Source organism: Cupriavidus sp. PET2-C1 (assembly GCF_054515855.1).
Genome location: NZ_CM137259.1, coordinates 4,087,053 through 4,105,851, shown reverse-complemented (window position 1 = coordinate 4,105,851; position 18,799 = coordinate 4,087,053). Strand labels below are relative to the sequence as shown.

The 18,799-nt window shown below is 67.9% G+C and carries 18 protein-coding genes and 1 tRNA gene; 12 read left to right on the top strand and 7 right to left on the bottom strand.

What is annotated here, in order from left to right:
• Positions 1-57 precede the first annotated feature (57 nt).
• The 8 genes from soxY (at position 58) to ACX12D_RS18605 (ending at position 5,642) form a co-directional block, all read left to right on the top strand.
• Positions 58-513 (top strand): thiosulfate oxidation carrier protein SoxY, encoded by a 456-nt coding sequence (gene soxY / locus ACX12D_RS18640; protein WP_043350495.1) that lies wholly within the window; start codon positions 58-60, stop codon positions 511-513.
• A gap of 63 nt (positions 514-576) precedes the next feature.
• Positions 577-888 (top strand): thiosulfate oxidation carrier complex protein SoxZ, encoded by a 312-nt coding sequence (soxZ, locus tag ACX12D_RS18635; protein ID WP_441637457.1) that lies wholly within the window; start codon positions 577-579, stop codon positions 886-888.
• Between the two features lie 141 nt (positions 889-1,029).
• Positions 1,030-1,485 carry a DsrE family protein gene (locus ACX12D_RS18630; protein WP_459372232.1) on the top strand — a complete coding sequence of 152 codons (456 nt, stop codon included), beginning with the start codon at positions 1,030-1,032 and terminating at the stop codon, positions 1,483-1,485.
• Positions 1,486-1,651: 166 nt separating this feature from the next.
• Positions 1,652-2,476 carry a sulfur oxidation c-type cytochrome SoxA gene (gene soxA / locus ACX12D_RS18625; RefSeq protein ID WP_183034016.1) on the top strand — a complete coding sequence of 275 codons (825 nt, stop codon included), beginning with the start codon at positions 1,652-1,654 and terminating at the stop codon, positions 2,474-2,476.
• Between the two features lie 17 nt (positions 2,477-2,493).
• Positions 2,494-3,186, top strand: coding sequence for a sulfur oxidation c-type cytochrome SoxX (gene soxX / locus ACX12D_RS18620; protein WP_459372231.1), 693 nt, complete (start codon positions 2,494-2,496; stop codon positions 3,184-3,186).
• Positions 3,187-3,210: 24 nt separating this feature from the next.
• Positions 3,211-3,717 carry a TlpA family protein disulfide reductase gene (locus tag ACX12D_RS18615; RefSeq protein WP_459372230.1) on the top strand — a complete coding sequence of 169 codons (507 nt, stop codon included), beginning with the start codon at positions 3,211-3,213 and terminating at the stop codon, positions 3,715-3,717.
• An 87-nt stretch (positions 3,718-3,804) separates the two neighbouring features.
• A complete protein-coding gene (soxB, locus tag ACX12D_RS18610; protein WP_441637464.1) occupies positions 3,805-5,526 on the top strand; it encodes a thiosulfohydrolase SoxB in 1,722 nt (573 codons plus the stop codon).
• Positions 5,527-5,566: 40 nt separating this feature from the next.
• A tRNA-Ala gene (locus ACX12D_RS18605) sits at positions 5,567-5,642 on the top strand.
• Positions 5,643-5,792: 150 nt separating this feature from the next.
• Here the strand turns inward: ACX12D_RS18605 and ACX12D_RS18600 are convergent.
• Together ACX12D_RS18600 and ACX12D_RS18595 are read right to left on the bottom strand one after the other, a co-directional pair.
• Positions 5,793-6,170, bottom strand: coding sequence for a hypothetical protein (locus ACX12D_RS18600; RefSeq protein ID WP_459372229.1), 378 nt, complete (start codon positions 6,168-6,170; stop codon positions 5,793-5,795).
• A gap of 674 nt (positions 6,171-6,844) precedes the next feature.
• A complete protein-coding gene (locus tag ACX12D_RS18595; protein WP_459372228.1) occupies positions 6,845-7,570 on the bottom strand; it encodes a DNA-3-methyladenine glycosylase I in 726 nt (241 codons plus the stop codon).
• Between the two features lie 123 nt (positions 7,571-7,693).
• Here ACX12D_RS18595 and ACX12D_RS18590 point away from each other — a divergent pair, with 123 nt between their 5' ends.
• The 3 genes from ACX12D_RS18590 (at position 7,694) to ACX12D_RS18580 (ending at position 12,418) form a co-directional block, all read left to right on the top strand.
• On the top strand, positions 7,694-8,047 hold the full coding sequence (locus ACX12D_RS18590) for a DUF2314 domain-containing protein (protein ID WP_150991201.1): 354 nt from the start codon (positions 7,694-7,696) through the stop codon (positions 8,045-8,047).
• Between the two features lie 160 nt (positions 8,048-8,207).
• On the top strand, positions 8,208-11,054 hold the full coding sequence (locus tag ACX12D_RS18585) for a DUF2339 domain-containing protein (RefSeq protein ID WP_459372227.1): 2,847 nt from the start codon (positions 8,208-8,210) through the stop codon (positions 11,052-11,054).
• The gene (locus tag ACX12D_RS18580; RefSeq protein ID WP_459372226.1) at positions 11,054-12,418 is read left to right on the top strand and encodes a DUF3999 domain-containing protein; all 1,365 of its coding nucleotides are present in this window, start codon (positions 11,054-11,056) and stop codon (positions 12,416-12,418) included. Before ACX12D_RS18585 ends, ACX12D_RS18580 begins: the two co-directional genes overlap by 1 nt.
• 63 nt (positions 12,419-12,481) lie before the next feature.
• Here the strand turns inward: ACX12D_RS18580 and ACX12D_RS18575 are convergent, their stop codons facing one another.
• Together ACX12D_RS18575 and ACX12D_RS18570 are read right to left on the bottom strand one after the other, a co-directional pair.
• Complete coding sequence (locus ACX12D_RS18575; protein ID WP_459372225.1) at positions 12,482-13,798, bottom strand: MFS transporter; 1,317 nt, start codon at positions 13,796-13,798, stop codon at positions 12,482-12,484.
• A 218-nt stretch (positions 13,799-14,016) separates the two neighbouring features.
• The gene (locus ACX12D_RS18570; RefSeq protein ID WP_459372224.1) at positions 14,017-14,370 is read right to left on the bottom strand and encodes a hypothetical protein; all 354 of its coding nucleotides are present in this window, start codon (positions 14,368-14,370) and stop codon (positions 14,017-14,019) included.
• 311 nt (positions 14,371-14,681) lie between these two features.
• Between ACX12D_RS18570 and ACX12D_RS18565 the strand changes: the two genes are divergently transcribed.
• Positions 14,682-15,584 (top strand): DODA-type extradiol aromatic ring-opening family dioxygenase, encoded by a 903-nt coding sequence (locus ACX12D_RS18565; protein ID WP_459372223.1) that lies wholly within the window; start codon positions 14,682-14,684, stop codon positions 15,582-15,584.
• Positions 15,585-15,601: 17 nt separating this feature from the next.
• Here ACX12D_RS18565 and ACX12D_RS18560 read toward each other — a convergent pair whose 3' ends face one another.
• The 3 genes from ACX12D_RS18560 to ACX12D_RS18550 all read right to left on the bottom strand — a co-directional run bounded on the left by ACX12D_RS18560 (position 15,602) and on the right by ACX12D_RS18550 (position 18,785).
• Positions 15,602-16,723 carry an MFS transporter gene (locus ACX12D_RS18560; protein WP_459374060.1) on the bottom strand — a complete coding sequence of 374 codons (1,122 nt, stop codon included), beginning with the start codon at positions 16,721-16,723 and terminating at the stop codon, positions 15,602-15,604.
• 254 nt (positions 16,724-16,977) lie between these two features.
• Positions 16,978-18,336, bottom strand: a complete 1,359-nt coding sequence (locus tag ACX12D_RS18555; protein ID WP_459374059.1) for an MFS transporter — start codon at positions 18,334-18,336, stop codon at positions 16,978-16,980.
• A gap of 35 nt (positions 18,337-18,371) precedes the next feature.
• Positions 18,372-18,785: a VOC family protein gene (locus ACX12D_RS18550; protein WP_459372222.1), complete on the bottom strand. Its 414-nt coding sequence runs from the start codon at positions 18,783-18,785 to the stop codon at positions 18,372-18,374.
• Positions 18,786-18,799 lie beyond the last annotated feature (14 nt).

Here is an 18,799-nt window from a genome sequence, read left to right as displayed (position 1 = left end):
CGCGGCAGGCCAACAGAAAACCAAGCCGGAACGGAAAACGCAGGAGAAGAGGAAACAATGCATTCAAAACGACGAGACGTATTGCGGGTCACCTCCGTGCTCGCACTGATGGCCGCCACCGGCCTGATCAGCAAGGCGCAGGCGGCGGAGTGGAACAAGACCGCCTTCGACGGCAAGAGCGTGGCCGACGTCATCAAGGCGTTTGGCGGCAGCGGCACCGAGAAGAGCACCGCCATTGTCTTTACCGCCCCTGACATCGCCGAGAACGGCGCCGTGGTGCCGGTCGCCGTGACCAGCAACATCCCTGGCACCGAGCAGATCGCCATCCTGGTGGAAAAGAACCCCAACACGCTGGCAGCGGATTTCATCATCCCGGCCGGCACCGAGCCCTTCGTCTCCACGCGGGTGAAGATGGGCCAGACCTCGATGGTGTACGCCGCCGTCAAGGCCGGCGGCAAATGGTATGTGGCGTCCAAGGAAATCAAGGTGACGCTGGGTGGCTGCGGCGGCTGAGGCCACGCGCTCATTCATCCAGGCGGGTTTCCCGCCCCACCATTACCTGAAAGAGGAAAGAACATGGCAGACCCGATGCGCGTACGTGCCGCCGAGAGCGGCGGTGTGGTCGACGTCAAGATCCTGATGAAGCACGACATGGAAACCGGCCAGCGCAAGGATGCGTCCGGCAAGACCATTCCCGCCTGGCATATCCAGAGCGTGACGGCGCAGTGCAAAGGCAAGGACGTATTCCAGGCCCAGTTCGGCCCGGCGGTATCCAAGGATCCCTTCCTGAACTTCAAGTTCAAGGGCGGCGCCAAGGGCGACAAGGTCACGGTGACCTGGGTCGACAACCGCGGCGACAAGCGGACCGACGAAGCGACCATTTCCTGATCCGGCCTGCTCCGGTGAAGTGATGGGCAGGTACCGGCCTGAGCGAGCGGACGGCTGCATCCTCTGCTATGGTTCAGGTCGAATGTCGGGCCCGGGCCGGCGCATGGTGCGCGCGGGGGCGCGACCGGAAGGATAGCAATCATGCGGCGAGCATTTATTCGAGCAACGGCGGCGCTGGCGGCGATCGGCCTGGCCGCCAAGGCGTCAGCGCAAGCGGCGCCGGCGGCTGCCGGCAAGGGCGGGCGCGTCAAGGTGGTCTACCAGCTGTCCGAAGGCACGGACCAGGCGGTGCGCGCCATGGCCAACCTGCGCAACCACTTGAACGCCGCGCCGGATACCAAGATCGTGGTGGTGGCGTTTGGCTACGGCGTGGACTTCATCGTGGAAGGCGCGCGCGACGCGCGCGGCAACACCTTCGAGGCCGCAGTGGGCGCGCTGGCCAGTTCCGGCGTCGAGTTCCGCGTTTGCCGCAATACGCTCATGGCGCGCAAGATTCCCGAGTCCAGCCTGTTGATGGAAGCCAAGGTGGTACAGGCTGGCGTGGTGGAAGTGGCCAAACTGCAGTTCGATGAAGGCTATGCCTACATCAAGCCGTAAATACGCAAGCCGTAAATACAGGTTGTAAGCAGACAGGTTGTAAGCAGCACCCGCGCAAGAGCCGGCCCGCACCGGGCGCCGATAACGGGAAGACAAGCCATAAGATGGGCCCGCACGGCCTGGCGCCACACGGCGGCAGGCTCCCGAGGCCCCGAGGAGAAGCCCCATGAAAACGATCAGACGCCGCCACACCGGCGCCGCGCTGGCGCTGGCCGGCACCGTGGCGCTCGCCGCCGCGGCGGTGCACGCCCAGGGCAGCACCGCCGAGGAAATCGCCAAGTACCGGCAGATGCTCGCCGAGGGCAACCCCGCAGAACTGTGGGAGGCCGCCGGCGAAGAACTCTGGAAAAAACCCGCCGGCCCCAAGAACGCCTCGCTCGAGCAATGCGACCTGGGCAAGGGCCCCGGCGTGACCAAGGGTGCCTACGCCGAGCTGCCGCGCCTGTTCAAGGACACCGGGCGCGTGATGGACCTGGAGCAACGCCTGGCCTACTGCCGCGTGACGCTGCAGGGCCTGACCCAGGAAGAGGCCCTGAAAAATCCCTTCGCCTCCACTGGCAAGCCATCCGACATCGAGCGCCTGGTGGCCTTCGTGGCCGGCGAGTCGCGCGGCGTCAAGATGAACGTGGAGCTGAACCATCCCGAAGAAAAGCGCGTGTACGCCCTCGGCCAGAAGATGTTCTTCTACCGTGGCGGCGCCTACGACTTCGCCTGCGCCACCTGCCACGCCGTGGACGGCCAGCGCATCCGACTGCAAGAATTGCCCAACCTGCTGACCAAGCAAGGCGCGCAAGCCGCCTACACCACGTGGCCCGCCTATCGCGTCTCGCAGGGCGAGGTACGCTCGATGCAGCACCGCCTCTACGACTGCCTGCGCCAGCAGCGCTTTCCCGAACCCGCCTATGGCTCCGACGTGATCACCGCGCTGAGCCTGTTCCTTGCCAGGAACGCGAACGGCGGCACGTATGACGGTCCGGCCATGAAGCGCTGAGCGAAGGGAGAGCAGAGATGAAACAAGCGCATAAATACGCACAAGGCACGCTGGTCGCGTTCGCCATGCTGGCCTGCATGGGTGGCATGGCTCACGCGGAGGACAGCGCCAAGCCGGCCAAGGCCACAAAGCCTGCGAACGTCACCGCCAAGGTCGCCGCCGTCAGCGACGCCGACATGAAGAAGCTGATCGAAAGCTCCTTCACCTCCAAGGGCCCCGCCACGGTCGAAGGCGTGCTCGATCGCGACGCCATGCAGAAGGCATGCAGCGATTATCCGGACCGCTCCAAGGTGCCGGCCGCGGTGGCCAGGAAGATCGAGGCCGCCGAATTCAAGCAGATCAAGTACCCCGCCGACAAGCAATGGCTGGGCGACTGGAAGGAAGGCGAGAAGACCGCCCAGAACGGCCGCGGCATGCAGTTCTCCGACGCAGTCGGCAGCCCCAACGGCGCCAACTGCTACGCCTGCCACCAGATGACCAAGGCCGAGATCTCGTTTGGCAATATCGGCCCGTCGCTGTACCAGTACGGCAAGCTGCGCGGCGACTCCGAGGCGGTGCTCAAGTACACCTGGGGCAAGATCTGGGATTCCAGCGCGTTCTCGGCCTGCTCCAACATGCCGCGCTTCGGGCACAAGGGCATCCTCACCGAGCAGCAGATCCGCGACGTGATGGCGCTGCTGCTGGACCCGGCCTCGCCGGTCAACCAGTAAGGCTGCGCGATGACACCCAGCCGCATGGCAGGCTCCCTCCGGCGCGCGCGCGTGCTGCTGCTTGCCGCACTGGCCTGGAGCGGCGCGGCCACCGCGCTGGAGGTAGGCGACACCGTGCGCCTGCCGCCGGTGCAGTTGCTCGACGGCCGGGTCCTGACACCCGCCGACCTGGCTGGCAGGCCGCTGGTGGTGGAAGTCTGGGCATCGTGGTGTCCCTTCTGCGCACTGCAGAACCCGCGCCTGCAAAAACTCTTTGAGAGCACCGGCGGCGCGCGCGGCGGGCTGCAGGTGCTGGCGGTCAGCCTCGACAAGGACCCTCGCGACGCCACCGCCTACATCGCCAAGCACAGCTACACCTTCCCGGCCGCGATGGACACGCCCGCGCTGCGCGCCGCGCTCGGCAAGCGCCGCGGCCTGCCCGAGCTGTACGTGATCGACGCCCACGGCAAGGTCGTGCAGAAGGAGGTCGGCGAGATGCTGGAAGAGGAAGTCGCGGCGCTGGCCAGGTACGCCACGCCAACGCAGAAGTAGCCACATCGGCCACACCGGCCACATGGCCCACAAGATGCCGGGTCGCAAGAGCCAGACACCGGCGCATGACATGCACAGGACGAGACAATGAACCGACGCGAGTTCCTGCAGGTGCTGGCTATCGCCGGCGCCGGCGGCATGACCTTTCCCGCCACCGACGCGCAAGCCGCGCAGGCCGCCGGCAAGCTCTATGACGTGCCACGCTTCGGCAATGTGCACCTGCTGCACTTCACCGATTGCCACGCACAGCTGCGCCCGCTGCATTTTCGTGAGCCCAACGTCAACCTCGGCGTGGGCGGCTACGCGGGCAAGCCGCCGCACCTCGTCGGGCAGGCCTTCCTGCGCCACTACGGCATCGCCCCCGGCAGCGCGCAGGCCCACGCCTTCACCTATCTCGATTTCACCGAAGCGGCGCGCCGCTATGGCAAGGTTGGCGGCTTCGCCCACCTCGCCACGCTGGTCAAGCAGCTCAAGGCCAGCCGGCCCGGCGCGTTGCTGCTCGACGGCGGCGACACCTGGCAGGGCTCCGCCACCGCGCTGTGGACGCGCGGGCAAGACATGGTCGACGCCGCGCTGGCGCTGGGCGTGGACGTGATGACGCCGCACTGGGAAATGACCCTCGGCGCCGAGCGCGTCACCGAGATCGTCGAGCGCGACTTCAAGGGCAAGGTCGCCTTTCTCGCGCAGAACATCAAGACCAACGACTTCGGCGATCCCGTCTTCGACCCCTATGTGATCCGCGAGATGAACGGCGTGCCGGTGGCCATCATCGGCCAGGCTTTCCCCTACACGCCGATCGCCAACCCGCGCTACTTCACGCCCGACTGGACCTTCGGCATCCAGGAAGAAAACCTGCAGCAGGTCATCGACCAGGCGCGCGGCAAGGGCGCGCAGGTGGTCGTGCTGCTGTCGCACAACGGCATGGACGTGGACCTCAAGCTGGCCTCGCGCGTGCGCGGGCTCGACGCTATCCTGGGCGGCCACACGCACGACGGCATGCCGGCGCCGGTGCCGGTCAGCAACGCCGGGGGCACCACGCTGGTCACCAACGCCGGCTCCAACGGCAAGTTCCTCGGCGTGCTCGACTTCGACGTCAAGGGCGGCAAGGTCAGCGGTTTCCGCTACCGCCTGTTGCCGGTCTTTGCCAACTACCTCGCCGCCGATCCCGCCATGGACGCGCTCATCGCCAAGGTCCGCGCGCCGTATGAGAAGCAACTCGGCGAAGTGCTGGCGCGCAACAGCGGCCTGCTATATCGCCGCGGCAATTTCAACGGCACGTTCGACCAGTTGATCCTGGACGGCCTGATGGACGTGCAGGGCGCCGAGATCGCCTTCTCGCCGGGCTTTCGCTGGGGCACCACGCTGTTGCCCGGGCAGGCCATCACCATGGAACACCTGATGGACCAGACCGCCATCACGTATCCCCACACCACCGTCACCGCGATGAGCGGCGAGACCATCAAGACCATCCTCGAAGACGTGGCCGACAACCTGTTCAACCCCGATCCCTACTACCAGCAAGGCGGCGACATGGTGCGCGTGGGCGGCCTGCAATACACCATCGACCCCACCGCGTCGATGGGAAAACGCATCACCGAGATGCGCCTCAAGGGCCAGCCCATCGACGCCGCCAAGACCTACAAGGTAGCCGGCTGGGCCCCCGTCTCGGAAGAAGCCCGCCAGAGCGGCAGCCCGCCGATCTGGGACCTGATGGCCCAGTGGCTGCGCGCCTCCGGCGAGGTCACCGCCCGCCCGTTGAATCTGCCGACGGTGCGCGGCATGACCGGCAACGCGGGCATGGCAACGTGATTGAACAGCCGCGAAAAACTGAGCTACAATCGTTCGTCACGGGCCGATAGCTCAGCTGGGAGAGCGCTGCGTTCGCAATGCAGAGGTCGGGAGTTCGATCCTCCTTCGGTCCACCAGATTCGCAGTACAAGACAGCGCACTACGTTTAACAACGTAGTGCGCTTTTTGTTTTGGCGTACGGCGTTTCCTGATGCGCATGCCGACGCGGCGGCGGGCATGACGGCGTGACGGCGCAACGCGCCCATCGTTCTCACGGCTCACTGCGGTTACTCGCGGCGCGTCTTCTGCGAAACCGGGACCACCGACGGATTTGCGGCCGTGGGTGCCGGTGCGGACGGCGCCGGGGACGGCCTGATCTGCAGGGCAGGCGAGTGCGGCAGCCGCACGGGGGCGATGCCCTCGGATCCCAGCAGCGCCTGGCCGTTGTCATAGCCGGTGGAGACGGCTTCGAGGTAACCCCGCGCAAACGTCTGCTCGGGCGTGACCAATGACTGGGCCGGTGCGGCGGGCTGGGCATGGGCGATGCTGTTCGCGCACAACGCGAGCACGCGCATCAGCAGGACACCTCGGCGCAGCGTTCGCATCGCTGCCTGCATGCGCGAACAGGGCCGGCTCTCTCGTGGTGCATGGCGGTTGATCTTCATGACGGTTCTCCAAAGGAGCGATAGCTCCAGGTCGGAAGGTGGGAACGTGGAAGGAAACGAGCATCGGCGCCGCGCTCTGAACCCTTAACCGCATGGACCATGCCATCCGCCTGGCGATGCTATTAGCGGATGCGTCGCCACTTTTCCGGGTAAACCTGTTGGAGAACGACAGACACGCAGGCTGGCCGCGGTTGGTCGGGCGGCAACATGCGATCGATGAAGGCTAGGGACGACGAGGGGCGAATGCCCGGCCCGGTTGTGGATAACTACGCAAAACCCTGGGGATAAGCAGGCAGGAAAGCTGTGTCCCGGCTGGGGGTGGGTTGTGGGGCGTATACGAACAACTTTCGGGCGGTTTTTGCGCGCCACGTATACGCCCGCCAGATATCCCGCGAGATCAGGGTATTCCCTTGGACTTATCTTATTCGCAAGTCATTGAGTGGAAAAGGAAAAACCGGCTTATCCACGGAAAATGAGGCCGTTTACCTACTACTACTATATTGGTATACGTAAACAATAAAGAAAGACATAGGGCCACCATTGCGGCGGACGTATACGTTGCCTGCATTTGGCGCAGCGCCCCGCACGTATATCTGCGTTGAAACTTTGGTCGCCACGTATACATCTGACCGTCTGACGTCCGCCTGCCGCCGCCGCGTTTACCTCACCTCAGCTCAACGCGGCACCTTGAATGCTTTCCTTGCCCGCAAGACTTCCTCGCGCGTCTCGCAGCCCTCCCGGTGATCGTTGACCAGGCCCATCGCCTGCATCAGCGCGTACATCGTGGTGGGGCCGACAAAGCGCCAGCCGCGCTTCTTCAGGTCCTTGGACAGCGCGGTGGATTCCGGCGAGACGGCCATGGTGCGCAGCACTTCCGGCGTCAGCAGCTTGGGGCGGCTGGCCGGATCGGGTTCGAAGCGCCAGAAGTACGCGGCCAGCGACGGCTCCGTCTCCAGCAGCTCGCGGGCGCGCTGCGCGTTGTTGATGGCGGCCTCGATCTTGCCGCGGTGCCGCACGATGCCGGCGTCGCCCAACAGCCGCTGGATATCGCGTTCGCCGAAGCGGGCCACCTTTTCAATCTCGAAGTTGGCGAAGGCGCGGCGAAACGCCTCGCGCTTGCGCAGGATGGTGAGCCAGCTCAGGCCGGCCTGGAAGCCTTCCAGGCATAGCTTCTCGAACAGGCGCCGGTCGTCGTCGACGGGAAAGCCCCATTCGTTGTCGTGGTAGTGGCAGTAGTCTTCCAGCGTGCCGCACCAGCTGCAGCGCTGGCGCTCCGTGTCCGCCACGATGTTTGTCGCCGGTGGCGCCGCTTTCTTCGCTGCTTTCTTCGGCGTCGTCTTCGCCACCGTCTTCGGCACCTTCGTCGCCACTTTTTTTGTCACGTTGCTATCTGCTGCCATGGGTGCGTTCTCCTTCGATCTGCCATCTTAAAGCGACTCGCGCGGCATGTCGCGGCCGCGCGGCCTCGGGGCGCATTTGCTACGATGCCGCCCGTAAAGGACGAATTTATGATGAGGACTGACATGGAAAAACGACTGGCGACCATCGAAGAAGACGGCTGGCAGCTCGACGACGGCGAGGTCATCGGCGAAGCGCACCCCGAGACGTTCTGGGTGCCGGCGCTGGCGGAGCGCCAGGCTCTGCAGGCCGGCCAACTGGTGAAGCTGATCTTTCGCATCGTCACCGCCGACGAGCAGGACCGCGAGGAGCAGCATGTGGAGCGCATGTGGGTGATCGTGACCGGCCGCGAGGGCGATCTCTACAGTGGCGAGCTGGACAACCAGCCCTATTGCACAGAGGAAATGGCGCCCGGCATGCCGCTCTGGTTCGAGGCGCGGCATGTGATCAATATCCATAAAGAGGGCGAAGAAGAATAACCACCCCGGCTAAGCGCCCAGCCGGCGCATATCGCCTGGAAATGTCGGTCTGGCGTTACACTGGGCGCGCATGGTGCAGGCGGTTACTGGTGCCGGCAAACGCAGTATCCGCACCAGCGGCCGCCGCCTTCCCCAACCTTCTTAGGCGAAACCTCATCTGATGCGCTGGATATTCGGGGTGATTGGCTTGGTGCTCGGCATGGTGGCGGCCGGGTTTGGCGGTGCGCTGACGGGCGCGGTCCTGGGCTTCGGTTTTGGCTGGATGGTCAGCGACCGGCCCACCCGGCCTCCTGGTGACGGCGAAGTGCAGGGCACGGCGGCGGCTCCGCTCGAAGCCCGCGTGCTGCGGCTCGAGCAGGAGCTGTCCACGCTGAAGCGCGAGCTGGCGAGCCTGCGCGGCGAGAGCGTGGACACGCCATCGGGCACATCGGCCCCTGGCGCAGCGCCGGGTACGGTGGCAGCCAGCGAATTCCCGTCCTTCGAGCCGGCTGCCAGCGCCGCCGTGCCAGCGCCGTTCCCCCCGGCGGCGATCCCGATCCCGGTTGCGGCGGCGCCCGCGCCGATCTCCGCGCCAGCTCCGGCAATGGCGCCTGCTCCCGCACCGGCAAGCGCGCGCCACATTGAACCACCGCTTTCGTCCACGCTCGGGCCGCGCGAACCCGACTTCGTCGAGCGTGCGATATCCGCCGCGCGCGGCTGGCTGCTTGGCGGCAACAGCGTGGTGCGGGTGGGCATCCTGATCCTGTTCTTTGGCGTGGCGTTCCTGCTCAAGTACGCCTCCGACAACGCCATGCTGCCGGTCGAGTTCCGGCTGGCTGGCGTGGCGGCTGGCGCGGTGGTGCTGCTGATGGCGGGCTGGCGCCTGCGCGAGCGGCGCGCCGCCTATGCGCTGGTGTTGCAGGGCGGTGGCGTGGGCGTGCTGTATCTCACCGTCTTCGCCGCCACCAAGCTCTACGGCCTGCTGCCGGCCGCGGCCGCGTTCCCGCTGATGGTGGCCATCTGCGCGCTCGCTGGCGGCCTCGCGGTGCTGCAGAACGCCCCGGCGCTGGCCTTTACCGGCAGCGCCGGCGGCTTCCTTGCCCCGGTGCTGATCGCGACGGGCGGCGGCAGCCATGTGATGCTGTTTGGCTACTACGCGCTGCTCAATGCCGGCATCTTTGCCATCGCCTGGTTCCGGGCCTGGCGCCAGCTCAACCTGCTCGGCTTTGCGTTTACCTTTGGCATTGGCACGGCCTGGGGCGCGCTGAACTACCGGCCCGAACTGCTCGCCACCACGGAGCCGTTCCTGATCCTGTTTTTCCTGATGTATACGGGCATCGCCCTGCGCTATGCGCTGCGCCGGCAGGTCAGCCTGAAGGACTACGTAGACGGCACGCTAGTGTTTGGCACGCCGCTGCTGGCCATGGGGCTGCAGGCCGCGCTGGTGCGCAACATTCCTTTTGCCATGGCATGGAGCGCGGTGGCGCTCGCGGCGTTCTATCTCGGCCTGGCGGCGTGGCTAGCGGCGCGCCGCGATCGCCTGGGGCTGTTGTTTGAAGCCGTGCTGGCGCTGGGCGTCATCTTTGCGTCGCTGGCGGTGCCGCTGGCGTTCGACGGGCGCACCACAAGCGCCGTATGGGCCGTGGAAGGCGCTGCCGTGGTGTGGGTGGGGGTGCGCCAGCAGCGGCGCCTTGCGCTGGCCAGCGGGCTGCTGCTGCAGCTGGCGGCCGGTGCGGCGTTTGCCGCGGGCAGCTTGTTCGAGGCCACGCAACTGGCGTGGCCGGTGCTGAACAGCCGCTACGTGGGCACGCTGCTGCTGGCGGTGGCCGGTGTCTTCAGCGGCTGGCGCCTGCACGGGCGGCTCGAGGCGCGTGCCTGGTCCGCGCCATGCGCGCCGCTTGGCCAGGGGGCGGCGTTGTGGGGGCTGCTCTGGTGGCTGGGCGGCGGCGTGACCGAAATCCTGCACTGGTACAGCGTGCGGGGCTGGCAAGTGCGCGCGCTGCTCGACATGCTGGCGCTGTTCGTGGTGCTGAGCGCGTGGCTGGCGCACCTGGCGCGGCGCGTCCTGGCGTGGCCGCTGGCCAGCGTGCCGGCGCAGGGCATGGCGCCGCTGCTGGCGGTCCTGGCCGTGCTTAGCTGCATCGTGCAGTCGGCGTCGCCCTTGCTCGGCTTTGGCGCGCTCGCCTGGCTGGCCGTGTTTGGCGCGGCCTGGCTGCTGCTGTGGCGGCAACAGGATGATGAGCGCGATGCCTTGCTGGCGCCCATGCATGCCCTGTTGTTCTGGACCGTGTGCGTGCTGCTGTCCACCGAGGCTTACTGGCGGCTGCGCGCCTATGTGCCGGAGGGCGCCTGGAGCTGGAGCGCCTGGGCCTATGGCTATGGCGGGCTGCTGGCGCTGCTCTCGGCCTGGGGCTGGCGCCTGCGTTGGCCGGTGGGGCGTTTCCAGCGTGCCTACCTGCTATATGGCGCGCTGCCGCTGGTGGCGCTGCTGTGGCTGTGGAGCATTGCCAGCGTGTCCAGCGACGGCGATGCCGCGCCGCTTTCCTACCTGCCGCTGCTCAACCCGCTCGATGTTGCCCAGCTGCTTGCCATGCTGGCGGTGGCGCTGTGGCAGCACCGGCTTGCCGCCGCGGGCCTGGCCACGCGGCCGCGCGTGCTCGGGTACGCCGCGAGCGCCACGGTGTTGCTGTGGCTAAACGCCGTGCTCCTGCGCACCCTGCACCACTGGGCCGGCGTGCCCTACACGCTGGAGGGCCTGGGCGGCTCCACGCTGGTACAGGCCTCGCTGTCGATGTTCTGGACCGTGCTGGCGCTGATCACCATGGTCGCGGCCACCCGCCGCGGCTCGCGCGCGCTGTGGTTTGTGGGGGGCGCGCTGCTTGGCGTGACGGTGGTCAAGCTGTTCCTGTTCGACCTGTCCTTCGTCAAGGGCATCGAGCGGATCATCTCGTTTATCGGCGTGGGCGTGCTGCTGCTGTTGATCGGCTACTTCTCGCCCCTGCCGCCAAAGCAGGAGGAGGCGACGTGATGGCGGTTTTCCGAACCGCAGGCGGGCGGGTGCTGCCGATGCTGATGGCCGCGCTGCTGCCATCGCTGCTGTCATCGCTGTTGCTGCCGCTGCCCGCGCGGGCTGAGCGGTTCGCGCTGGCGACCGAGCGCGACGCGGCGTACTACGCCGTGACCCTGGACGCCGATGTCTACGCCCATAGCACGCGCCCCGGGCTGGCTGACCTGCGCGTACGCAACGCAACAGGCGAAATGCTGCCTTACGCGCTGGATCTGCCGCCCGAGCCAGCGGCTGAGGTACGCACGCTGCGCGAGGTGCCGTGGTTCGCGCTGCCGGCCGCGCAGTCGCGGCAGTCCGCGCCCCTGGGCGTGGTGATCGGGACCGACGGCGCGCTGCGCGCCGCCAGCGCCCCGCCGGCAGCCGGCACCGCCGGGGCATGGCTGATCGACCTGAGCCAGTTGCGCGACGACGCCAGCGCGGTGGTGATCGGCCTGCCGGATGGCGATTACCTGGGCAGGGTGGACGTTGCCAGCAGCGACGACCTGCAGCACTGGCAGGCCGCGGGCGGCGCGCAGCTGTTGCGGCTGAGCCGCGAGGGCAGCACGCTGAGCCAGGACCGCATTACGCTGGGGCGCCTGCGGGCGCGTTACCTGCGGCTGCAGTGGCAGGGCGCGCCGCCCGTGCCGGCGCGCGTGCAGGTGGAAACAGTGGCGGCCAGCCAGCCTTCGCCGCTGGCGCTGCAATGGCGCGATGGCATCGTTGCCACGCAGGCCAAGCCTGGGGGCGAATACCTGTTCGACAGCGGCGGACGCTTTCCGGCCGAGCGCGTGCGCGTTCGCCTGCCGCAGACCAACACGGTGGTGCAGGCCACGCTGTGGTCGCGGCCCGATGCGCAGGCATCCTGGCGCATGGTCAGCAGCGCACAGCTCTACCGTCTTTCCGGGGCGGCGGGCACCGAGCAGGAAAGCGCGCAGCTGGCGATCGGGCGCAACACGGATCGCCTGTGGCGCCTGAGCGTGGATGCCCGCGCCGGTGGGCTTGGCGCCGGCATGCCGGTGCTGGCACTTGGCTGGCGCCCCGCCGTGGTGACCTTTGTCGCGCGCGGCGCGCGGCCGTTTTCGCTGGCGGTGGGGGAGCCGGCGGGCGCGGCGCAAGAACCCGGGGCGCTCGCCCGGGCTGAACTGCTGGCCGGGCCCGCACCGGTGATCGCCGACGCCCGGATCGCAGGCATGACGGCATCGCCGCCGGTGGCCGTGCCTTCGGACACCCAGCGCCAACGGCGCTTTATCCTGTGGGGTGCGCTGCTGCTGGCGGTCGGCGTGCTGGGCTTGATGGCCTGGCGGCTGCTGCGGGTACTGGGCGCGCCGCAGGCGCCGCCGGACTGAGCGCAAAGAAAAAGGCCAACCTTGCGGCTGGCCTTTTCCAATCCAATGCGACGTAGGGCGGTATTACTGCAAGGGCTTGCCGGTACGGTCGTGCATGAACAGCAGCGCGATAAAGCTGATCGCAGCCGCGGCAATCACGTAGTAGGCCGGCGCCAGCTTGCTGCCGCTCGATGCGATCAGCCAGGTCACGATCAGCGGGGCAAAGCCGCCGAAGATGGTCACGGCGAAGTTGTAGGCCAGCGACAGGCCGGTGGAGCGGACCTCGGTGGGGAACTGCTCGGCCAGCACGGCCGGCGCCGGGCCGGTGAAGGCCGCCAGCAGGATGCCCAGGATCACCTGGACCATCAGCAGGGTCTGGGTGGTCGGCGAGACGTTGAGCCAGTGGAACAGCGGATAAGCCAGCACGCCGATGATCAGCGCCACGGTGCCCAGCATGCGCTTGCGGCCCACGCGGTCGGACAGCATGCCCATCAGCGGGCACAGCACCAGGATGATGGCGCCGCACAGTGCGGTCGACTGGAAGGTGGCGCCCAGCGGCAGGCCGAGCTGCTGCTTGGCGTACGACGGCATGTAGAACACCAGCACATAGGTGCAGACCGTCCACAGGATGGTCACGCCCAGGCCGGCCAGCACTTCGCGCGGATGGTCGCGCAGCACCTGCGTGAGCGGCGAGAACTTGACCTTGCTGGCAGCGCGTTCGGCGCGGCGGGCTTCAAAGGCAGGCGGCTCTTCCAGGTGCGAGCGGATATACATCCCGACCGGGCCGATCAGCAGGCCGAACAGGAACGGGATGCGCCAGCCCCAGGCGTCGATCTGCTCCGGCTCCAGGCCGTTGATCACCAGCGCGCCCATGGCAGCGCCCAGCATGAAGGAAATGCCCTGGCTGGCCTGCTGCCAGCTCGCGTAGGCGCCGCGCTCCTCGTCGGGGGCGTGCTCGATCAGGAAGGCGGTGGCGCCGCCAACCTCGCCGCCGGCCGAGAAGCCCTGGATCAGCCGGGCTACCACGATCAGCGCCGGTGCCCACAGGCCGATCGACGAATAAGTGGGCGCCAGGCCGATGATGGCGGTGCCGAGCGCCATCATCAGGATGGTCAGGGTCAGCGCTGCCTTGCGGCCGACGCGGTCGGCGTAGACGCCGAGCACGATGGCGCCGACCGGGCGCATGAAGAAACCCACGCCGAAGGTGGCGACGGTCAGCAGGAAAGACGTGAGGTCATTGCCGGTGGGGAAGAACAGCTTGGCAATGATCAGCGCAAAGAAGCTGTAGACGGTGAAGTCGAACCACTCCAGGCCGTTGCCGATGGTGGCGGCGAGGATGGCCTTTCGTCGTTGGGCTTTGGATATTTCGTGGATTTGAGGTATTGCAGCGTTGGCTTGCATGTGGCGTTTGATGCGGTGGGAAATCGGCGGGAGGCCTGCCCCGAAACCGGGCATGCGTTCTGAAAGGCAGAATAGTAAGCGATTCTTTAATTGGCCAGCAGGATGGCAGCGTGTGGAGTCAGGTCCGCATGGCCGGCTGGGCGGCCAGCGCCCCATGGAATGTTCCACGTGAAGCACACTTGCGCGTGCCCGCATCCTGGTGGCGCGATGGCGGGGATTCAGGGCTGGCTGGCGTGATGCTGGCGCGCGCTGCGGGCGTTGGGCACCTCGCCCGGGCCGGCTTCCTGTTGCGGTTCTGGCGTATCCGGCCGCTGGCGCGTGAGCCAGAGCCACAGGGCGCTGCCGACCCACCCGGCCACGAAGACGGAATCGCCCACATGGTTGAGCAGCGCCGGGGCGCCAGGCGCGTTGAATATATCCACCAGCAGGGGGGCGGGCAGGCGGGCGGCGATCCATAGGAGCACAGCCGGTCCGCTGGCATACACGCCTGGCTGCCACCAGTTCGCATGGGGCAGCAAGGGCCTGTGGGCTGTGCGCTTGACCACGGTGTTCTCCAGCCTGACACGCTTCATGGCGCGTCGTATCCAGTCATGCGGGGTTTGCCCGGGCCCGCGCGGACGACGCATTGCGCCGCGCAAAGCTGGACCGGACCCCGTGCTGGAATCATAAGCCGATTGCCCGCCGTGTGTCCGAATCTTTAAAGCGTTGTGTGGTGCACCCCACGCTCGCGGGGTGGGCAGGGTGCGCATGCGGTGGTGGGAAGTGCGGTGGCGCCGCGTGAATTCAAGTTTTTTGATGGAGGTGTCCGCAAATGGGTGGCGCTGGGGCAGGGCAGTTTTGTCAAACTAAACACTGCTATCAAAAGGATTTGAAGGCCGCCATCATGCTTCCCGCCATCTACATCTCCCACGGTTCGCCCATGCTTGCCCTCGAGCCGGGCCCGAGCGGCGCCGCCTTCGACGCCCTCGGCCAAGTGCTCAGGGCGCGCAAGCCGCGCGCCGTGCTGGTCGTCTCGGCGCACTGGATCTACAGCACCCTGGTGGTCGGCACCCGCGAGCGGCAGGAGGCCTGGCACGACTTCGGCGGCTTCCCGCGCGCGCTGTACGAACTGCGCTACGACGCCCCGGGCTCGCCGGCGCTGGCCGCTCGCGTCAAGGCGCTGGTCGAGGCCGCGCAAGTCCCCGGCGCCGCGGTGGTGCTGCAGGACGATGAGCGCCCGCTGGACCACGGCGCCTGGATGCCGATGCGACATCTCTTCCCGGATGCCGACATCCCGGTGGTGCAGCTGGCCTTGAACCCCTATCTCCCCCCCGCAGCCCAGATCGAGATCGGCCGGGCGCTGGCGCCGCTGCGCGACGAGGGCGTGCTGGTGCTCGGCTCGGGCAGCTTTACCCATAACCTTCAGGAAGTCTTCGGTGCCGGGGGCCGGCGCGAGCAGCACGGCTCGCCCGTCGAGCCCTATGTGGAGGCATTCCGCGGCTGGATGATCCAGGCACTGGACGATGCGCTCGCCACCGGTGACACCACGCGCATAGCGGACTATCGCGCGCAGGCCCCCTATGCGCGCCGCGCCCATCCCGCCGACGAGCATTTGCTGCCGTTCTTCGTGGCGCTGGGCGCGGCGCTGGGCCCGCATGAAGGCGTGCCCGCCGAGCAGGCGCCGGCCGGCGTGGCGCGCGTGGCACGCGTGGCCGATGAGGTCACTTATGGCGTACTGGCGATGGATACATTCGTGTTCGAAGGGGCCGGCACGCACCCTGCCCCGGCGTGGAGCGAGGCTGCCTGAGCCAGCCCCCCTTGGCATCAGGCCTTGCGGGCCAATAGGTAAGGGCGCGCCAGGCGCGCGCCCGCCGCGGCGATCCAGCCCATGGTGAGGGCAACCACCCCCAGTCCGTATTGCAAGCTGCTGACATGGGCCACGCCGCCAATCATCACCGGCCCCATCAGCAAGCCGATATAGGCAAAGCGCGCCACGCGCGAGATGGCTTCCGCCGGCGCCACACCCGGCAGGCGCGAAGCCGCCACGAAGAAGATCGGCACCATGTTTGCCGCGCCCAGGCCCATCAGCGCGAAGCCGACCAGGGACGCCGCCGGCGCTGGCCACAACAGCGCCAGCAGGATCCCCGCGAACGCTACCCAGGCGCTGGCGCCGAGCGTGCGCGCATCCGACCAGCGCGCGCGCAGGCGGTCGCCGCCAAAGCGGCCGCAGGCCATCCCACCGGAGAAGGCGGCATAGCCGGCGCTGATCCAGGCGTCCGGCGCCAGCGCCACCTCGCGCATGTAGACGCTGGACCAGTCATACATCGCACCCTCGCCAACCAGGCCCAGGAACGCCATCAGGCCCAGCAGCCAGAGCGCGCGCACCGCATGCGCGCGGTGATGCGCGGAAGGTGCCGCCACGGGATGGTCGTCCAGCAGCCAGGGCGCCACGCCCGCCGTGACCGCAGCGGTCAGCACCGCCATGCCGAGTGCGTGCGCCAGCGGCGGCACGCCCAGGCCCAGCAGCAAGCCGCCAACCGCCGCGCCTGCCATGCCGCCCAGGCTGAACATGCCGTGCAGCGCGGACATGATGGGCCGCGCGCGGCTGGCCTCAACGGTGGCGGCCTGCGCGTTCATGCCCACGTCGAAGGCCGCGTTGGCCATGCCGAAGGCGATCAGCGCCAGGATCAGCAAGGCAAACTCCGGCATGGCCAGGATGGCCACGGTAGCCAGGGCGTAGACCAGCCCGCTGCGCCGGCAAGCGGCCGCGCTGCCCACGCGCCCCACCCAGCGCCCTACCGGACCCATCGCCGCGATGGCGCCCCCGGCCACGGCCAGCATGGCCAGCGACAGCACCGCATCCGACAAGCCGAAGCGCGCCTTGATGGTCGGGATGTGCACGCCCCAGGTGGCAAAGGTAGCGCCGTTGACAAAAAACAGCGCCATGGTGGCGCGCGCGGCGTGCTCCACGCGCCGCGCGCTGACTGGCGCGGCGGCGGGCGTTGCGCAGGAGGGGGAGGGCGGCTGGGTCAGGTCGGGGGAAGCAGAATCAGGCATATTGGCGGCGGGCACGGCCAGCCGCGCCGGGCGGCGCGGGAGGTGCCCTGGCGGGCGCTGCAGGGTAATCGAGCCCTGCATCGTCGCATATCGGTGCGTCGGGCGCATGACCGGCAGCGCAGCCGGCCAGCCAGCGTGGCCGGCTACGCCGCCGCCGCGTGGCTGGACGCGCGCAGCAGCCCGCGCTGGTGCAGGGCAAAGCCGAAAGCCGCCAGCGCCGTCAGCGCCAGCGCCACCATCACCCACAGCATCAGCCAGTAACCGCCCGCGGCGCGCCACAGCAAGGCGCCCAGCCAGGGCGCGGCGGCCTGCATCAGCAGCACCGGCGTCATCATCAGGCCGTTGAGGGTGGCGTAATGGTGGCGCGAGATCAGTTCCGGCATGGCCATGGCGCGCAGCATGGTGTTGATGCCGTTGGCGCAGCCGTACAGCACCGCCGCCAGCATCAGCCAATTGCCATAGCCGAGCGCAAAGCACAGCAGGCCCAGGCTCATCACCAGATAGACCGGCAGCGACAGCCGCAGCGGGTGGCGCACGGGAAAACGCATCATCACCAGGCGGCCGACCACTTGCGCCGGGCCGATCAGCGCCGCCACCACCAGTTGCTCGCCCAGCGGCAAGCCCTTTTCGGTCAGCATCGGGATCAGGTGGGCGCCCAGCAGCGAGGCAATCACCGCCAGCGCGGTGAAGGCCAGCACCACCGCCCAGAACACCGGCTGGCGCAGCGCGATCCCGGCGATGCCCGGTTGCGCGGCATCCGCCAGCGGCGCCGGCGCCGGCGCCGGCGCGGCCGCGTAGGTGGCATGCGCCGCATAGCGCAGGCGGGCGTGCAAGGGCGCGCAAACGAAGAGGTTGAGCCCGGCGAAGCACAGCAGCGTCTCGCGCCAGCCCAGGTGCAGCACCAGCCATTGCGCCAGCGGCACGAAGATGGTGCTGGCAAAGCCCGCCATCAGCGTCACGGTGACGATGGACTTCTGGTAGCCATCGCCAAAGGCCTGGCGCAGCACGACGAAGGCGGGTTCGTACAGCGTGGTCGCCATGGCCAGCCCGATGGGTATCCACATCAGCAGGAAGGCCGCCTGGTTCGGACTCCACGCCCACAGCAGCAGGCCGGAGCCGGCCAGCACGGAACCCGTGCACATCACGGCGCGCGCCGGCACGCGGTCGAGCAGGCGGCCCACCGCGAACGAGCACATCGCCCAGACCAGCAGCCCGAGCGAATAGCCGCCGGCAAGGAAGGGCTTGGAGTAGCCCAGCGTCGCGCTCATCGGCCCGATGAACACGGTGAAGGCGAAATACAGCGTGCCCCAGGAAATCGTTTCGGTGATGCCAAGGGTCCAGACCAGCTGGCGTGGCGAGATGGCGCGTGGGCCGGGTGGGGCGTCTTGTCGTGTCATGGCGCGCCTGGACGCGGTATGTACCGCCGCGCAATGGCCGCCGCGAGGAGGCGGATGGCGCGCTTGGCGGCGAGGGGGTGAGCGGGAATTGTAGCGGGCATCCAGGCGGAATGCCCACCTTGAGTCACATGGGCTGGCGGCTATTGCTCACCCGTGGGCGGCCCTTTGAGCTCAACCATATTGCCGTCCGGGTCGTGCACGTAGATCGACGGGCCTTTGCCTTCGGCGCCGAAGCGCATCTCCACAGGACCCGGTTCCACGCCGTGCGCGCGCAAGTGGGCGCCGATCGCATCGGCATCGAACGGATCGAGGCGCAGGCAGAAGTGGTCGAGATTGCGGCCTTCCCTGCCCGGCCCGGCGCCGCCGGCACGGCCCAGCGGGCCGTCCAGCGCTACCAGGTCGATCAGCCCGCTGCCCGCACGTAACTGGATCAGGCCGAATTCCGCCTGCACGCGTTCGACGTTGCAGCCAAGCACGTCCACATAGAAACGCATGAGCGCTGTCACGTTGCCGGTACGCAGGACGAGGTGATCGATGCCGAGGATGCGGAACATGGCCAAAACTCCCA